The organism is Neorhizobium galegae (assembly GCF_017877055.1).
In the GTDB taxonomy this organism is placed as follows: domain Bacteria; phylum Pseudomonadota; class Alphaproteobacteria; order Rhizobiales; family Rhizobiaceae; genus Neorhizobium; species Neorhizobium galegae_D.
In genome coordinates, this window is sequence record NZ_JAGIPG010000003.1 from 342,165 (window position 1) to 356,096 (window position 13,932).

The window sequence follows — 13,932 nt, forward strand, 5'->3', positions numbered from 1 at the left end:
ACTGGTACCTTTCGTTCAAGAAGTCGCCGGTCCACCGCATGGACCTGGGCGGTTATCGGATGAGGCCCAGCTGGGTGGGCAGCCAAAGCGTGATCGCCGGGATGAAGGTGATGAGACCGAGGGCAATGAACAGCGGGATCATCCAGGGCAGGATGGCGAGCGCCGTTCGCTCCACCGACAATTTGGAGATGCGGGAGAGAACGAAGAGTACCATGCCGACCGGTGGTGTCAGCAGGCCGATCATCAGGTTGAGGGTGATGATGAGGCCGAGATGCACCGGGTCGATGCCGTAGCGTGCGGCGACGGGCATCAGGATCGGCACGAGGATGCTGATGGCGGCGATCGTATCGAGGAAGGCACCGACGATCAGAAGCAGAATGTTGACGATGATCAGAAAGGTCCACCAGTTATCCGTCAGGCTGAACAAGAAGTCGGAGAACAGCTGGGCTGCCTGGCTGACTGTCAGCAGCCAGGCGAAGATGGATGCGGCGGTGACGATGAACAGAACGGAGGCCGTCGTTTCGATCGTGTCGAAGGATGCCTTGGCCAAAGCCCTCACGGTCATGGTCCGATAGCGTACCAGGCCGAGGAAGAGCGACCAGAGGACCGCAGCCACAGCGGCTTCGGTGGGCGTGAACCACCCCATGGTCATGCCACCGATCAACAGGACCGGCGTCATCAGGGCCATGACTGCGGAAAAGTCGAAATACCAGTCCAGCGCGACCAGAAGCGCAAGCCCGATCAGCACCGCGACGTTGACGGAAAGCCCCGCCAGGATCATCAGGTAGACGGTGGCAGGAAAGGCAAGCACGATCGCCACTTCAAGCGAGGCGCCGAGCAACTGTTTCAGCTCGAAGGGCGTATCGGAGCCCCAACCCTTGCGTTTGGCGAAGATATAGACGGTGAGCATCATCAGCAGCGTCATCACGATGCCGGGAATGATGCCAGCCATGAACAGCGCGCCGATCGATGCATTCGCCATCATGCCGTAGATGACGAAAGGCAGCGACGGTGGAAAGATCGGGCCGAGCGTTGCTGACGCCGCGGTAACGCCCACGGCTGCCTCGACAGGATAGCCATGATCTTTCATGGCTTTGATTTCGATCGTGCCGATACCGGCAGCATCTGCCAGCGCTGTTCCGGACATGCCGGAGAAGACAACGGAGCCGATGATGTTGACCTGCGCCAACCCGCCCTTCATCCAGCCGACGAGCGAGAGCGCAAAGCGATAGATGCGCCCGGTCACGCCGGCAATGTTCATGAGGTTGCCGGCCAGGATGAAAAACGGCACGGCAATCAGCGGAAAGCTTTCGACGCCTGCGATCATGCGCTGGGCGGCGATGATGTCAGGTGCCACGCCGTAGATCACCAGGTAGAGCAGCGAGGCGACAGCCATGGACACGGCGACCGGCGAGCCGATCATCATCAGTAGGAGGAATGATCCGATCAGAAGCAGCATATCAAATTCCTCCCGCGTGAATGTCGTCCTGCGCCTGCTCGCGCACGGACTTGGTGCCGGTCAGGTCCTTGACCAGGTTGTGGGCGGATCGCAGGAACATCAGGACGAAGGCTGCAAAGACGGTGTAGAAGACGATGCCGCGCGGCAGGTCGACCGTGACCATTCGCTCCTCTCCGACAATCTCGAGATAGCGCCACATCAGCCATGTGATATAGGCGAAGAAGGCGATGCTGATGGCATCGACCACGAGTTCCAGGAGCCTTCCGGCCCGCTTCGACAGGAAACGGTAGAGCAGGTCCACATGAATGTGCCGAACCATTCGCACGCACATTACTGAGCCGAGAAACACCACGGCGACAAGGCAGTTGGCGGCGATTTCCTCCGTCCATGCAAAGCTGTCGTTCAGCACGTAGCGTGTGAAAAATTGCAGGAATACGGCCAAAGCCATGCCCCAGAAGACCGCAAGCGTCACCCAATCCTCAATGGCATAGGGAGACAGGTCGACGGGCGCTGCTTCTTCCTCAAAGGCATGCGCCATTTCTTCCACGCTTATCGGCGCGTGCGAATGCTCCGTCATCGGGTCCACTCCGTTCATGAAAAATCGCAAGAAGTTGCCCCGACGCGTTGCACGCCGGGGCTGGGATCGTCACTTCAACGCGCGGATAGCGTCCCAGTCGGCCTTTTCGTAGCCGAAGTCCTCGAGTTTCACTTTGTCGATGACGTTCTTCTCGAAGTCCGCCTTGTCGACTTCGGTAACGGTCAGGCCCTTCTTCTTGAACTCATCGACGAGCGCCTTTTCGCGGGCTTCGATGGTCTTCGTCGTGCGGGCTGCGGCTTCAAGCATCACGTCCGTGAAGATCTTCTTGTCCTCGTCGGAGAGGCTGGCCCAGCGGGTCTTGGAGACGACGGTATTCAGATGATCGACGATGTGGCCGGTCAGCACGATGTTCTTCTGAACCTCGTAGAACTTCTTGGCTTCGATCGTCGTCAGCGGATTTTCCTGGGCTTCCACCGTACCGTTCTGCAGCGCCAGGTAGACTTCCGCGAAAGCAATCGGCGTCGTGTTGGCCCCGCAGGAGCGCGGCATGGCCAGATAGGCCGGGACATCCGGTACGCGCATCTTCAGACCCGCCATATCGGCGCATTTCGAAATCGGCCGATTGGATGTGGTGTGGCGCGTTCCATAGTAGCTGAGAGCGACGATGTGATTGCCCGTCTTGTCTTCGTAACCCTTGGCGAGCTTCTTGAAGACATCGCTCTTCGTGTAGGCCAGGAGATGGCTCGGGTCGCGGAAGATATAAGGATAATAGGTGACGCCGATCGGCTTGTGATCTCGCGCCGCAAAGCTGGAGCCGGAGATGATGATATCAACGGTGCCGAGCTTGAGGCCCTGGTTGATGTCGGCTTCTTTTCCAAGCTGTGAGGCCGGGTAGACGTCGATCTTGTAGCGGCCATTGGTCCGCTTGGCGATTTCGCCGGCGGCCCAGACCGAGTCCGTGTGGAAAGGCTCGGGTGTCTCATAGACATGAGCCCATTTCAGCACGGTTTCGGCATGCGCCGAAAGCGTCGAGGCTACGATGACGGCGGCAGCGCCCAACAGTGTCTTCAGTCGGTGTTTCATTCTTTCCTCCCAGGTGAAACGGAACTGTATGGTCGACCCGGCCGCAATGGCGGACGGTCAGTGTTCTCTGGTCGGCTCCTCCTCGAAGCTCTCCGAGAATCTCTTTTGCGCCAGCGTCAGGTGACGACGCATGGCCTCGCGCGCCGCGGCAGGGTCCCCCGCGGCAATGGCGTCACGAATGACACGGTGCTCCTCGAGCGCCAGCTTCCATGTGTGCGGTCCCTCGAAGTAGCTGGCGAGCTTGGTGAAATAGGGCGACATCCGCGTATCGTAGATCAGCCCCGTGAAGTGCTTCAGCGCCGAATTGCCGATGATGTCGGCGATCGCCGTGTGAAAATCGCGGTCGCAGGCAAGAGCGACCGGGCCGTCGTTCAGTGACTGCTCCATGCGCTCCAGCAGCATATCGATGCGGGCGATGCCGTCAGGCGTCACCAGACGCGCGGCCTCTTCCGCGATGCCGCTTTCGATCAGGCAGCGCGCCTGCAGAATTTCGAGGGGGCCGCCTTCGTCGTTCGGCAGGACACCGGTAGGCTGTTTCGGGGCGCTGCTGATGTAGACGCCGGATCCCATCCGAATCTGGATCCGACCTTCGACCTCGAGCACGATCAATGCCTCGCGGACTGTCGGCCGGGAAACGGAAAATCGCTCGGCAAGCTCCCGTTCGGGCGGAAGCCTCGAACCCGGCTTCAATTCCCCCGTATCGATCAGCACACGAATCTGTTCCGCAACCTGGCGATAAAGCCGGCGCGGCTCCAAAGCCACGAACATCGAATTCCTCCGAGCGCATCACTCCCTTGATGCGCAGGCGGTCAGACTGTCTGACCAATTTCCACTATGAGTTAATTGAGAAATCTGTCAAGCGAGCAGGTGCCTATTTCATGACATGGAAGCACTATCTGAAGATAGCATAGGCGCCGGCCACGGAATGCTTCGAAGGCCACTCCGATGTGCAGCTAGGGACGCCAGATGGCCCACGCGTAATTCCGATCAAGGAGTCTGGCAAATATTAGCTCAAGGCCGTCAATTTCCAGCCGATTCCTAAAGCTGCCGACACCAGAAGCGTCGTGATGACCGATAGGCCGAAGCGGAAGATAGACATGGCGGCGATGGCCGTCAAAACGAGCGACGGCAAAATAACCGAATTCAGGACAGGAATATCCATAGACCACGGACCCGCCGATATCTGCCGAACCTCGCCAAACAGGACGTGCAGGCCGAACCAGATGGCAAGGTTGAGGATCACGCCAACCACAGCCGCCGTAATTGCCGACATTGCTCCCGTCAGGGCGATGTTGCCCCGCATCTTTTCGATGAATGGTGCTCCGGCGAAAATCCAGAGGAAGCTTGGAAGGAACGTAACCCAGGTGGTCAGGATGGCGGCGAGAGTGGCTGCGGTCAGTGGATTGATCGCTCCCGGATCGCGATGGCCCGCGAGGAAACCGACAAATTGGGTGACCATGATCAGTGGCCCGGGTGTCGTCTCTGCCATGCCCAGTCCGTCGAGCATTTCACCCGGCCGGAGCCAGCGGAACTGCTCGACGGCCTCCTGCGCGACGTAGGCGAGCACGGCATAGGCACCTCCGAAGGTGACGACGGCCATCTGACTGAAAAATACACCGATCTGCGAAAATACGTTATCGCGGCCGAGCGTCAGCAGCAGAACAGCGACCGGAAGGAGCCACAGCGCGGCAAGGACGCCTGAGGTTTTCAGCGACCAGGCTAGGTTCGATTGTGCATGGACGGGGATGTCTTCGCCGAGAACGGAGTCCCGATCTTCGAGGATTTTGCCGGAGCCAGATTTGTGCCCGCCCCCGACCCTGAACGCAGCGACCCCGGCACGGCCACCAAAGTATCCGATGACGCCCGCGCTTATGATGATCAGCGGAAACGGCACATGAAGGAAGAAGATCGCGACAAACGCGACAGCGGCAATTGCCACCATCACCTTGTTCTTGAGGGCGCGACTGCCGATCCGGAAGACCGCCTGAACGACGACCGCGAGAACGGCGCATTTCAGGCCGAAGAACATCCCTTCAATAACGGTCACGTCGCCGAAAAGGACGTATATATAGCTCAGCGCCAGGATCGAGATGAAACCGGGTAGAACAAATAGAAGGCCTGCAATCATGCCGCCCTTCGTTTTGTTGAGCAGCCAGCCGATGTAGATGGCGAGCTGATGGGCCTCAGGACCAGGCAGAAGCATGCAATAGTTGAGGGCGTGAAGAAAACGATGCTCTCCGACCCAGCGCTTTTCGTCGACGAGGATTCGGTGCATGACCGCGATCTGGCCAGCCGGACCGCCGAAGCTGAGTGCGGCGACCCGCGCCCAGACCTTGATTGCTTCGGAGAGAGGCACGACATCGCCGTCGGCGATTGGCTGGCCGGCGATGAGGCTTTTTGCCGTATCAGTCATGGTCTTCACCCCTTCCTCGGGTTTGGCCAGTTATGCGTCTCTTCCGTGGCGTCGCGACACCAGCGATACATCGCGTCATAGACCAACAGGCCGGCCTGCAGTTGCTCAAGGTCGTCGTTGAACATCCGTGACAATCCGAGTGAAATGGCCAGCAGGCCCTGCACTTCAGGGGCCAGGTCCGGTCGGGCCGTGTCCGCGCCTCGCACGATGGTGGCGAGATGCAGAAGAGCGTCGCTCTTCAATCCGAACTCGTCGATCATGACGTCAAAGGTGCACAGTTCCCCGCGATGGCTCCAGAAGACGTCCTCGATATCAAAAGTTGTCGCGTTGAAGCGATCGCCTACCAGCGCGACTTCGCCGGCCGGAACGAACAGAAAGATCGCGGAAGGATCGACGAACCGGCGGATCAGCCACGGACAGGCGATGCGGTCTATTTTTGGGCGTGATCTCGTCACCCACACGGTACGTCCCCTGGCGTCACGAATGGGAAGCCTGTCTTCGGGGACCAGCATGCCGTGTGCGTCTCGCCACGCTTCAAAGCCTCCCTCGAGAGTCTCCGCTTCTTTTCCCATCGCCCGCAGATGGGCCGCGACGCCATGGCCGAGCTTCTGTCCTCTCTGACAAAGGACGATGGCAGGACCATTGACCTCAGGACCCCATTCAACGACACGGCGGAAGTCACGTCGGACCGAACCGGGAATCAGGCGAGGATCGCTTCCAAAATCCTCATCGTTGCGGACGTCGATGATCGTCGGCAGATTGGGCGTGCCGATGATGCGGGCAAGCTTGTCAGGTGTGATTTCTAGAAATGACGGCATGACGCGTCCTCCGTTACAGCGGGTTTATGGACGCGATTCTTCGGCCGTGGCCTCGTGGGGTGATCGCAACCCCATGGCAGAGAATTTGCCTCAGCCAGTCCGGATGTCAAGCGTTTTGCAAAGCCTTTACGAAACGCCTCAGCCCGAACAGCGATCTCCTCAAGGCGGACCATGGTTGAAGCGCCATCTTCCGCGACAACCTCGGATATACGCCGAGTTCGCGGTTCAGCCGCTGGCGCCCTCGATCAATGTCATAGGCCAGATCACGCGGGGTGTCTGTCCGACGTAATGTGACTGATAGGCTGGCATGACTGACAACAGATGCTCCGCCAGACTGATGCCCAGATCACGAAGCGACAACGTAAAGCAGGTCAACGTCGGAGAGAGGAACTGAGCCTGAGGACTGTAGCGACCGACGATTGCAATCTCCTTGCCCGGCTTGACGCCTGCGTCCTCAAGTCCTTTGTAAAGCCCTGTCACCAGTATCTCATTGACCAGGACGATTGCCGACGGGCGTGGAGATCTGGATGCGATCTCGTGTGCTACAGCGTAGCCCCCCGCTTCGCTCGGTTTTGCCCGGAAGATATGATCCTCCTTAAGGGTAAGTCCATGTTCTGCGAGCACCTCGCGGCATCGATCGGCGAACAGGTAACCCAGGTTGAGATCGCCATGGGGCCAGATGATCCCGATATCTCTGTGGCCCGCCTTGACCAGCCGTTTGATCGCGACCTCCGCCATCCCTTCGAAGTCCAGATCGATCCACGGCTGGCCGACATCGGTCAGGCTGCGGCCGAGCGAGATGAACGGAATGTCGTGGCGGTGCAGCAGTTCGAACCGTGCATCGTTGCGGCGGGTGGCCGAGAGGATGATGGCATCGGCAAAACCGCGCGCCACGGTGCGTTGCAGATAGGCATAGGGATCTTCGTTGGAAGAGCAGAGCAGGGCGACGAGATCGAGCTTGTGGCGGCTAAGCACGGTCTGCACCCCGTCGAAGACGCTCATGAAGAAAGCGTCTCCCTGGCTGGTGATTTCCGGTCCTGTCTGCATCATGAACCCGACCACGCCGGTCGAGCCCTTGCGCAGCGAGCGGCCCGACTGGTTCGGGACATAACCCAGCTTCTCCGCCGCCTCCAGCACGCGCCTGCGGGTTTCCGCGTTCACATCCGCTTTTCCATTGAGCGCGCGGGACACGGTGCCAATAGAGATATCCAGGTAGTCGGCAAGTTGGCGGATGCCTGTCACAGGAAAGCCTTTCAAGAGGTTCGACATACGACCGTAATCGTTTTCGGAAGCAGTATTGACAAAAAAATCGTTCCGTTCATAGTGCCGTAAACGTTTACGGCAACACAGGAGGTGTCGCGCCGTAATCATTGCATGGGAGGATGTCGGTGACATACAAGGTCGTTTTGTGTGGCTGCGGAGCTATGGCCAAAGGGTGGCTGCGTGCGCTCCAATCCACGCCGAAGTTGAGGCAATCGCTGACTGTCGTGGGCCTGGTCGATCTCGATGTGTCGATTGCGCAGGCCTTGGCCGCCGAGTTTTCTCTCGAGCCGGTCTCGATCGGATCTGATCTCACCACCGTGCTGAGCGAGACCGGTGCAGATATTGTGTTCGACGTCGTCATTCCCGCCGCCCGCCATTCCGTCGTGAAAGCCGCGCTTTTCCACGGGTGCCATGTGCTGAGCGAAAAACCCATGGCGACCTCGATGGAGGAGGCGACAGACCTCATTCGCGCGGCCGAGGCTGCGGGGCGCATTCATTCCGTGGTGCAGAACCGGCGTTTCATTTCGGGTGTACGGCGCATGCGGCGCTTCGTCGAGAGCGGCGCGATCGGTGAGATCACAGCGATCCACTGCGATTTCTTCATTGCCCCGCATTTCGGCGGCTTTCGCGAGCGGATGGACAATGTCCTGTTGCTGGACATGGCAATCCATACCTTCGATGCGGCTCGCTTCGTCTCCGGCAAGACACCGCTTTCCGTCTACTGCCTGGAAACAAATCCGCCCGGCTCCTGGTATGCCCACGGCGCCAGCGCCAATGCCGTGTTTCAACTGACCGACGACGTGGTTTTCACCTATCGCGGCTCCTGGTGTGCGGAAGGCCAGCGCACGAGTTGGGAAAGCGAGTGGCGCATTGTCGGCTCGAACGGAATGCTGACCTGGGATGGAGAGGACGCCTTCCGCGCTTCCGTTGCGGGAAGCGGGAGCGGGTTGCTGCGCGGTGCGACGCCGATTGAAGTTCTGCCGGCCGCCAGGGAGGAGGAAACCCACGGCCATGCCAGCGTCATTGCCGATTTCCTCTCGGCCATCGAAACCGGTGGCGTGCCGGAAACCGCAGGACAGGACAACATCAAGAGCCTTGCCATGGTGTTTGGTGCGATTGAAAGCGCCAGGTCACGGCAAACCATCGACCTTGCAGCATAAGGGCCAGCAATATGACCGGACAGCTAAACCATTCCATCCGCATCGGCACCATGATCAGCGCCACCAAGGGCCAGGCGGCCGAGCGGATTTCCCAGATTGCCGATATGGGCTTTGAAAGCTTCCAGCCTTTTTTCTGGCAGACGACCAACGGACAGGATATCGCCGAGCTTGGCAAGCGCTGCCGCGAGGCTATCGGCGGACGTGACATTACGATCTCCACCATCGGCATGTTCGGCAATCCGCTGGAAGAAACCGAGCTTGATCTCCAGACGCTTCAGGGCTGGAAGGACTGCATCGACAACGCCCATCATTTCGGCGCCACCTGCGTTGCCGGCTTCACCGGGCGCGTCCGCAACAGGCCGCTGACGGAAAGCCTGCCGCGTTATCGGCAGATCTGGAGCGAACTTGCCCGCCGCGCCGCCGACAAGGGCATCCGTATTGCCTTTGAAAATTGCGCCATGGACGGCAACTGGGCAACCGGCGACTGGAATATCGCCCACAACCCGGATGCCTGGGAACTCATTTTCAACGAGACGCCAGACGAGCATATCGGGCTTGAATGGGAGCCTTGCCACCAGATGGTCTACCTCATCGAGCCCTTGCCGCAGATCCGCAAATGGGCGCAGCGGATTTTCCACGTCCACGGCAAGGACGCCACCATCCGCTGGGAGGTGATCCGCGAGCACGGCATTTTCGGAAAGCACCCTTTCGTTTTCATGCGCACGCCCGGTTTCGGCGACAGCAACTGGACCGACATTATTTCGGAACTTCGGCTGGCCGGCTGGTCGGGCTCCATCGACATCGAGGGATGGCATGATCCCGTCTATCGGGATGCATTGGAAATGACAGGCCAGATCCATGCTTTGAACCATCTGAAACAGGCAAGAGGCGGCACGTTCGTCGTCGACCCGGTCTGATGCGCAGGCCGGCTGACGATAGAAGGAGCTCTGCGTCAGCCGGATGAGAATGAGGATAACCAAGAAGGAGGAGAACCATGGGTATCCGCAGGACTATGATTTCCATCGCGTTGGCTTTGGCCAGCGCGTCATTTGCCGGCATGGGTGCAAGAGCGGAGGACGTGAAACTCGTTCTCTGGTCGCTGGACCGCGATATACAGCCCGCGCCGAACCTCATCAAGGAATTCAACGCGCAGAAGAACGGCATCCAGATCGAATATCGCCAGCTTCAGTTCGACGATGTGGTGAGCGAGGCGATGCGCGCCTTTTCCACGGGCAAGGCGCCGGACATCATCACCATCGACAATCCCAACCATGCCATGTTCGCGTCCCGCAAGGCCTTTCTGGACCTGACCGACATGATCCGGCAATCCAAGGTCATCAAGCCGGAGAATTATTTCCCCGGCCCGCTGAAATCGGTGACCTGGGACGAAAAATATTACGGGGTGCCGAAGGCGACCAACACGATTGCACTTTACTACAACAAGGATCTGTTCAAGGCCGCAGGTCTCGATCCCGAAAAGCCGCCGCAGACCTGGACCGAACTGGTCACGACGGCGAAAAAGCTCACCAATCCCTCAAAGAACATCTACGGCCTCACCTTTTCCGCCAAGGCCAATGAGGAAGGCACTTTCCAGTTCCTGCCCTGGGCGCAGATGGGCGGCGCCACCTATAAAACGATCAACAGCGAAGGTGCCGTCAAGGCTCTTACGGTCTGGAAGCAGATGCTGGATGAAAAGCTAGCCTCGCCGGATACGCTCACCCGAAGCCAGTGGGACGCGACGGCCACCTTCAATGCCGGAAATGCGGCCATGGCGATTTCCGGTCCCTGGGAAATCGACCGGATGTTGAAAGATGCCAAATTCCAGTGGGGCACCGCGCTTCTGCCGGTACCGAGCGAGGGCGCTCAGCGTTCATCCGCCATGGGCGATTTCAACTGGGCGATCTTTTCCAGCACCAAGCATCCGAAAGAGGCTTTCAAGGCTTTGGAATTCTTCGCGTCCAAGGATGTGACCATGTACAAGGATTTCGGCCAGCTTCCGGCCCGGTCCGACCTTCCGGTTCCGCCCACGGGCAATCCCCAGAAGGATTCCGCGCTCGCCACCTTCGTGGAACAGCTGAAATACGCGCAACCTCGCGGTCCTTCGCCGGAATGGCCAAAAATCTCGAAGGCCATACAGGACGCGATACAGGCAGCTCTGACAGGCCAGATGGAACCGAAGGCCGCCCTCGATCAGGCGGATGCGAAGATCAAGTCGATCGGGGGCTGAGGCAGCCGCGATCCCGCAGTGATGGCCCGGCACCCACCGCCGGGCCGTCATCCAGGCTTCAGCGAGGTTCCGATGAAAAGAGTGTTCTCCAGTATAACGGATGGCCGCGGCTTCGACCTGGTTCTGGTCGGAGTGCCCTTCACATTCCTCCTGGCGCTGTCAGGGCTTCCGTTGCTCTACAATATCCTGATGAGCTTTCAGGAAGTGGACATGTTCAGCCTTGGCAGCGTCATCCGGCCCTTTGTCGGCTTCAGAAACTATCTCGACCTGTTCACCCAGCCTGAAACCGTGTCCATCCTCAAGAACACGATTGTCTTCGTGGTGGGGTCGATCACGGGGCAGTTCCTCGTCGGCTTTGCGCTCGCCTTGTTCTTCTGGATCAATTTTCCCGGCGCATCCTGGTTGCGGGGCCTGTTTCTGGTTTCCTGGGTGATGCCGGGCCTCGTCGTTGGCGCCATCTGGAACTGGATCCTGTCCGGGGATTTCGGCGTACTCAATTTTCTCTTGCAGCAAACCGGCCTGATGAGCAGCAATATCTTCTGGCGGTCCGACCCGAACTTTTCGCTCTGGGCAGTCATCCTGGCCAATATCTGGCTCGGCACCTCCTTCAACATGATCCTGCTTGCCACCGGTCTTTCCGCCATTCCGGCAGATCTCTACGAGGCGGCGGAAATGGATGGCGCCAATGCCTGGCAGCGCTTCTGGACCATTACCCTGCCGATGATGCGCTCGACCATTGGTGCGATCATCGCGCTCGGGCTGATCTTCACCCTGCAGCAGTTCGATCTGTTTGCCGCGATTACTGACGGCGGCCCGAACAATTCCTCCAATGTCGCGCAATACTGGGCCTGGGATCTTTCCTTTCGGCAATATGATTTCGGAAAGGGTGCCACCATCTCCGTCATCATGACCGTCTTCGTGATGTTTGCCGCAACCGTCTATGTGCGTTCCACACGTCATGAGGTGCGCGGATGAGTGAAAATGCACGCAACCGGCTGTTGCTCGCCCTGTCCATCGTGATGGCGGCGATCTATCTGTTCCCGCTCTACTGGATGTATGTGACTGCGTTGAAAAGCGGCTCGGAAATGTTTGCCACGCCGCCCAGCTTCTGGCCCTCCTCCGCCCAATGGAGCACTTTCGCCTATGTCTGGGAAAGCCGGAACATGGGTCGCTACCTGTGGAATTCCACGGTCATCGCCTTCGGTGCGGTAGCCCTGATTGCGATGTTGGGCACCGGCTGTGCCTATGTTCTGGCGCGCTACCGCAACATCTGGGTGGATATCGGGCTTTTTCTCATCCTGATGTTCCAGGTGCTGCCCGCCTCGCTGATGATAACGCCGATCTTCGTGGGCTTCTCGCAACTGGGGCTGCTCGAATATCCGCGCCTTGCCGTTATCCTGGCCATTACTGCGAAAAGCATGCCCTTCTTCGTCGTGCTTGTGCGCGCAACCTTCATGGCCGTTCCGATGGAACTGGAGGAGGCGGCGCTGGTGGATGGCAATTCTCGCATCGGCGCCTTCCTCAACATCGTTCTGCCACTGGCGCGCAACGGCATTCTGGTCAGCGCCATCCTCATCTTCATGCAGGCCTTCGGCGAATTCGTCTATTCCAAATCGATGATCCAGGACATCCAGCTCCAGCCCGCCAGCGTCGGGCTCAATTCCTTCATGGGGCCGAACACCAGCGAGTGGAACAACATCATGGCCTACGCCACGATGTATGTGACGCCGATCCTTGCCATCTTCGTTCTCTTGCAGCGCCGCATCGTGTCCGGACTCACATCGGGAGCATTGAAATGACCCACCAAATCGAACTCTCGGCCGTCAACAAATATTATGGCGCCTACCACGCACTGAAGGATATCGATCTTTCCATTCCCAAGGGTTCGTTCGTTGCACTGGTCGGTCCGTCCGGCTGCGGAAAGTCTACGCTGCTGCGCTCGCTGGCGGGGCTCGAAACCATATCGAGCGGTGATCTCGTCATCGCGGGAAAGCGCATGAACGGAGTGCCACCCAGAAAGCGCGATCTTGCCATGGTGTTTCAGTCCTATGCGCTCTATCCGCATATGACCGTCGAACAGAACCTGACATACAGCCTGAAGATCAACGGGGTCAGAAAGGCGGAGAGGAAAAGGGCGGCTGCCGATGTCGCGGCCATTACCGGACTGTCGAATCTGCTGCACCGATACCCCCGGGAATTGTCGGGGGGGCAGCGTCAACGCGTCGCGATGAGCCGTGCCATCATCCGCAACCCTCAGGCATTCCTTTTCGACGAACCGCTCTCGAACCTGGACGCAGCGTTGCGTGTTCACATGCGCAAGGAGATCAGGGCGCTGCATGATCGCCTCGGTGCGACCTCGGTTTATGTGACCCATGACCAGGTCGAGGCCATGACGATGGCGGACCACGTCGTCGTCATGCGCAATGGCGTGATCGAGCAACAGGGCAAGCCGCTCGATTTATATGACCGACCAACCAATCGTTTCGTAGCGGGCTTCATCGGCTCGCCGGCGATGAACTTCATTCCGGCGCGATCTACGCCTGACGGTAGAGCCCTTGTTCTGGATCTTGCCGAGCCGCAAACTGTTCCTTTCGATTGTCCGCTGCCGGCCGAGCGCGCCTTGATCGTCGGCATCCGCCCGGAACATCTTACGCTGGCCGGGGCTGATGCCGCCGGCTTCAAGGTGGGCGTCGCGGCAGTTGAAACGACCGGCGCGGTAACGTTCATCACGACGGCCACAACGCCTGAGATCGTCGTCGCCTTGAATGGCAGGGCTGCGGTAATGGCCGGCGAAACCATCCGGCTGACGTTTGCCGGAGGCGATGTCCATCTGTTTGACGCCGAGACTGACCAGCGCATCAAATGAGGCCTCGGGCCTGGGATGCGGTCAGGTGCCCGATGACGACAAATCGGGCGTCTCTCCATGGTCTTCATCCACCTCGAAGACAGCAGCGTTGCGGTACGTCGCGCC

Annotated in this window: 13 protein-coding genes; 6 read left to right on the forward strand and 7 right to left on the reverse strand. The window is 59.2% G+C overall.

The window, feature by feature from the left end; translation table 11 throughout:
- Nucleotides 1–52 precede the first annotated feature (52 nt).
- The 7 genes from J2857_RS20785 to J2857_RS20815 form a co-directional block, all read right to left on the reverse strand.
- A complete protein-coding gene (locus tag J2857_RS20785; protein WP_210012002.1) occupies nucleotides 53–1,459 on the reverse strand; it encodes a TRAP transporter large permease in 1,407 nt (468 codons plus the stop codon).
- 1 nt (nucleotide 1,460) lies between these two features.
- On the reverse strand, nucleotides 1,461–2,036 hold the full coding sequence (locus J2857_RS20790; protein ID WP_210012003.1) for a TRAP transporter small permease: 576 nt from the start codon (nucleotides 2,034–2,036) through the stop codon (nucleotides 1,461–1,463).
- A 69-nt stretch (nucleotides 2,037–2,105) separates the two neighbouring features.
- The gene (locus J2857_RS20795) at nucleotides 2,106–3,080 is read right to left on the reverse strand and encodes a sialic acid TRAP transporter substrate-binding protein SiaP (RefSeq protein ID WP_210012004.1); all 975 of its coding nucleotides are present in this window, start codon (nucleotides 3,078–3,080) and stop codon (nucleotides 2,106–2,108) included.
- A 57-nt stretch (nucleotides 3,081–3,137) separates the two neighbouring features.
- The gene (locus J2857_RS20800; RefSeq protein WP_210012005.1) at nucleotides 3,138–3,848 is read right to left on the reverse strand and encodes a FadR/GntR family transcriptional regulator; all 711 of its coding nucleotides are present in this window, start codon (nucleotides 3,846–3,848) and stop codon (nucleotides 3,138–3,140) included.
- 238 nt (nucleotides 3,849–4,086) lie between these two features.
- Nucleotides 4,087–5,493, reverse strand: a complete 1,407-nt coding sequence (chrA, locus tag J2857_RS20805; RefSeq protein ID WP_210012006.1) for a chromate efflux transporter — start codon at nucleotides 5,491–5,493, stop codon at nucleotides 4,087–4,089.
- Nucleotides 5,494–5,498: 5 nt separating this feature from the next.
- On the reverse strand, nucleotides 5,499–6,311 hold the full coding sequence (locus J2857_RS20810; RefSeq protein ID WP_210012007.1) for a chromate resistance protein ChrB domain-containing protein: 813 nt from the start codon (nucleotides 6,309–6,311) through the stop codon (nucleotides 5,499–5,501).
- Nucleotides 6,312–6,536: 225 nt separating this feature from the next.
- Nucleotides 6,537–7,553 carry a LacI family DNA-binding transcriptional regulator gene (locus tag J2857_RS20815; RefSeq protein WP_210012443.1) on the reverse strand — a complete coding sequence of 339 codons (1,017 nt, stop codon included), beginning with the start codon at nucleotides 7,551–7,553 and terminating at the stop codon, nucleotides 6,537–6,539.
- A gap of 146 nt (nucleotides 7,554–7,699) precedes the next feature.
- Between J2857_RS20815 and J2857_RS20820 the strand changes: the two genes are divergently transcribed.
- From J2857_RS20820 to J2857_RS20845, 6 genes are all read left to right on the forward strand, one after another.
- Nucleotides 7,700–8,734 carry a Gfo/Idh/MocA family protein gene (locus tag J2857_RS20820; RefSeq protein WP_210012008.1) on the forward strand — a complete coding sequence of 345 codons (1,035 nt, stop codon included), beginning with the start codon at nucleotides 7,700–7,702 and terminating at the stop codon, nucleotides 8,732–8,734.
- Nucleotides 8,735–8,745: 11 nt separating this feature from the next.
- The gene (locus tag J2857_RS20825; RefSeq protein ID WP_210012009.1) at nucleotides 8,746–9,651 is read left to right on the forward strand and encodes a sugar phosphate isomerase/epimerase family protein; all 906 of its coding nucleotides are present in this window, start codon (nucleotides 8,746–8,748) and stop codon (nucleotides 9,649–9,651) included.
- 77 nt (nucleotides 9,652–9,728) lie between these two features.
- Nucleotides 9,729–10,961 (forward strand): ABC transporter substrate-binding protein, encoded by a 1,233-nt coding sequence (locus J2857_RS20830; protein ID WP_210012010.1) that lies wholly within the window; start codon nucleotides 9,729–9,731, stop codon nucleotides 10,959–10,961.
- Nucleotides 10,962–11,033: 72 nt separating this feature from the next.
- The gene (locus J2857_RS20835) at nucleotides 11,034–11,936 is read left to right on the forward strand and encodes a carbohydrate ABC transporter permease (protein WP_210012011.1); all 903 of its coding nucleotides are present in this window, start codon (nucleotides 11,034–11,036) and stop codon (nucleotides 11,934–11,936) included.
- Nucleotides 11,933–12,760 carry a carbohydrate ABC transporter permease gene (locus J2857_RS20840; RefSeq protein WP_210012012.1) on the forward strand — a complete coding sequence of 276 codons (828 nt, stop codon included), beginning with the start codon at nucleotides 11,933–11,935 and terminating at the stop codon, nucleotides 12,758–12,760. The genes J2857_RS20835 and J2857_RS20840 overlap by 4 nt, the downstream gene beginning before the upstream one ends.
- Nucleotides 12,757–13,827, forward strand: coding sequence for an ABC transporter ATP-binding protein (locus J2857_RS20845; RefSeq protein ID WP_210012013.1), 1,071 nt, complete (start codon nucleotides 12,757–12,759; stop codon nucleotides 13,825–13,827). The genes J2857_RS20840 and J2857_RS20845 overlap by 4 nt, the downstream gene beginning before the upstream one ends.
- Nucleotides 13,828–13,932: the final 105 nt, after the last annotated feature.